Genomic DNA, 2,433 nt, shown 5'->3' on the forward strand with positions numbered 1-2,433 from the left:
TGGCCACGGACAACCCGGTGCCGGAGCCGCCGTTCTGGGGCACCCGGGTGGTCAAGGGTATCCAGCTCAAGGAGTACGCGTCCTGGCTGGACGAGGGCGCCCTGTTCAAGGGCCAGTGGGGGCTCAAAGGTGACACAGCCGAGAACGAGGGCCGACCGCGGCTGCGGATGTGGATGGACCGGCTCCGGACCGCAAACCTCGTCGAAGCAGCCGTCGTCCACGGCTACTTCCCCTGTGTCTCCAAGGGCGACGACCTGATCATCCTGGACGAGGACGGCCGAGAACGGACCCGGTTCACCTTCCCGCGCCAGCCGTATGGCCGACGCCTGTGCCTCGCCGACTTCTTCCGCCCGGAGGAGTCCGGCGAGAGGGACGTCATCGGCCTTCAGGTCGTCACCGTCGGCTCGAAGATCGGCGAGACGACCGCCGAGCTGTTCGCGGCCAACTCCTACCGCGACTACCTCGAACTGCACGGCCTGTCCGTCCAGTTGGCCGAAGCCCTCGCCGAGTACTGGCACGCCCGGGTCCGCACCCAGCTGCAAATCGCGGCCGATGACCCGGCCACCCTCGATGGCATGCTGCGCACCGGCTACCAGGGTTGCCGGTACTCCCTGGGCTACCCGGCCTGTCCGAACCTGGAGGACCGCGCCAAGATCGCCGGCCTGCTCCGGCCGGAGCAGATCGGGGTCCACCTCTCGGAGGAGTTCCAGCTCCACCCCGAGCAGTCCACCGACGCGATCGTCGTCCACCACCCCGAGGCGAGCTATTTCAACGCGGGCCGGGCATGTGGCGGCCGATGACGTACACCGCGGCACCGACGTTCTCCTTCGAGTTCTTCCCGCCCAAGACCGCCAAGGGCGAGCAGACCTTATGGAGTGCCGTCCGCCGTATCGAACCGCTCGCCCCCGACTTCGTGTCCGTGACCTACGGGGCGGGCGGCTCCTCACGCGACCGCACCATCGAAGTCACCAAACGCCTGGTGTCCCAGACGACGCTGCGGCCGGTCGCCCACCTGACCGCGGTCGGCCACTCGGTGGCCGAACTGCGGCACATCATCGGCCAGTACGCGGACGCCGGAGTGCGGGACGTCCTGGTACTGCGCGGCGATCCGCCCAGCGCCCCCAAAGGACCGTGGCGGCCGCATCCGGACGGCTTCACGTACGCCTGCCAACTGGTCGAACTCGTGCGTTCCCTGGGGGATTTCACCGTCGGCGTGGCTGCCTTCCCGGAGAAGCACCCGCGCTCGCCCGACTGGGACAGCGACATCCGGCACTTCGTGGCCAAGTGCCGTGCGGGCGCGGACTACGCGATCACCCAGATGTTCTTCGACGTCGAGGACTATCTGCGGCTGCGCGACAGGGTGGCCGCCGCGGGCTGCGACGTGCCGGTCATCCCGGAGATCATGCCCGCCACCGACGTCCGTCAGATCCGGCGCTTCGCCGAGCTCTCCGACGCGGCCTTCCCCGAGGCCCTGGCTCATCGACTCGAAGCGGCACGCGAGCGGCCCGACGACGCCTATCGCATCGGGGTCGAGTACGCCACCGCCATGGCGGACCGGCTCCTCGGCGAAGGCGCCCCCGGACTGCACTACATCACCCTGAACAAGTCCATGGCGGCCCTGGACATCCACCGCAACGTACTGAGCTCAAGGAGCCTTCATGTCAGCTGAGTTCTCCGATTTCAAGGTCGCGGATCTTTCCCTGGCCGCCTTCGGGCGCAAGGAGATCACGCTCGCCGAGCACGAGATGCCCGGTCTGATGTCGATCCGCAAGGAGTACGCCGCGGCGCAGCCGCTGGCCGGCGCCCGAGTGACCGGTTCGCTGCACATGACGGTGCAGACGGCTGTACTGATCGAGACCCTGGTCGCGCTGGGCGCCGAGGTGCGCTGGGTGTCGTGCAACATCTTCTCCACCCAGGACCATGCGGCAGCCGCGATCGCCGCCGCCGGGATCCCGGTGTTCGCGTGGAAGGGCGAGAGCCTGGAGGAGTACTGGTGGTGCACGGAGCAGGCACTGACCTGGCCAGGGCAGACCGGCCCGAACATGATCCTGGACGACGGCGGTGACGCCACCCTCCTGGTCCACCAGGGTGTCGCGTACCAGAAGTCCGGGACGCTTCCCGAGGCATCGAGCGACGAACTCGCCGTCATACGTGCCCTGGTGAAGAACAGCACCCTCGACTGGGCGGCTCTCGCGTCCGGGATCCGCGGGGTCACCGAGGAGACGACGACGGGTGTGCACCGTCTGTACGAGATGCACCGTGACGGGACCCTGCTGTTCCCGGCGATCAACGTCAATGACGCGGTCACGAAGTCGAAGTTCGACAACAAGTACGGCTGCCGTCATTCGCTGATCGACGGCATCAACCGTGCCACTGACGTCCTGATCGGCGGGAAGGTTGCTGTCGTCTGCGGTTACGGGGATGTGGGCAAGG

The 2,433-nt window shown here is 67.7% G+C and carries 3 protein-coding genes; all 3 read left to right on the forward strand.

What is annotated here, in order from left to right; genetic code table 11:
• On the forward strand, positions 1–800 hold an 800-nt coding region (locus G3I19_RS36020; protein WP_275402806.1), incomplete at its 5' end, for a vitamin B12 dependent-methionine synthase activation domain-containing protein.
• Entirely contained in the window at positions 797–1,669 is an 873-nt protein-coding gene (metF, locus tag G3I19_RS36025; protein ID WP_164267884.1) for a methylenetetrahydrofolate reductase [NAD(P)H], read from the forward strand. The genes G3I19_RS36020 and metF, both read left to right, overlap by 4 nt.
• A partial coding sequence (locus tag G3I19_RS36030) for an adenosylhomocysteinase (RefSeq protein ID WP_164267885.1) occupies positions 1,659–2,433 on the forward strand: 775 nt, incomplete at its 3' end. The genes metF and G3I19_RS36030, both read left to right, overlap by 11 nt.

The organism is Streptomyces sp. SID10853 (assembly GCF_010548145.1).
Classification (GTDB): domain Bacteria; phylum Actinomycetota; class Actinomycetes; order Streptomycetales; family Streptomycetaceae; genus Streptomyces.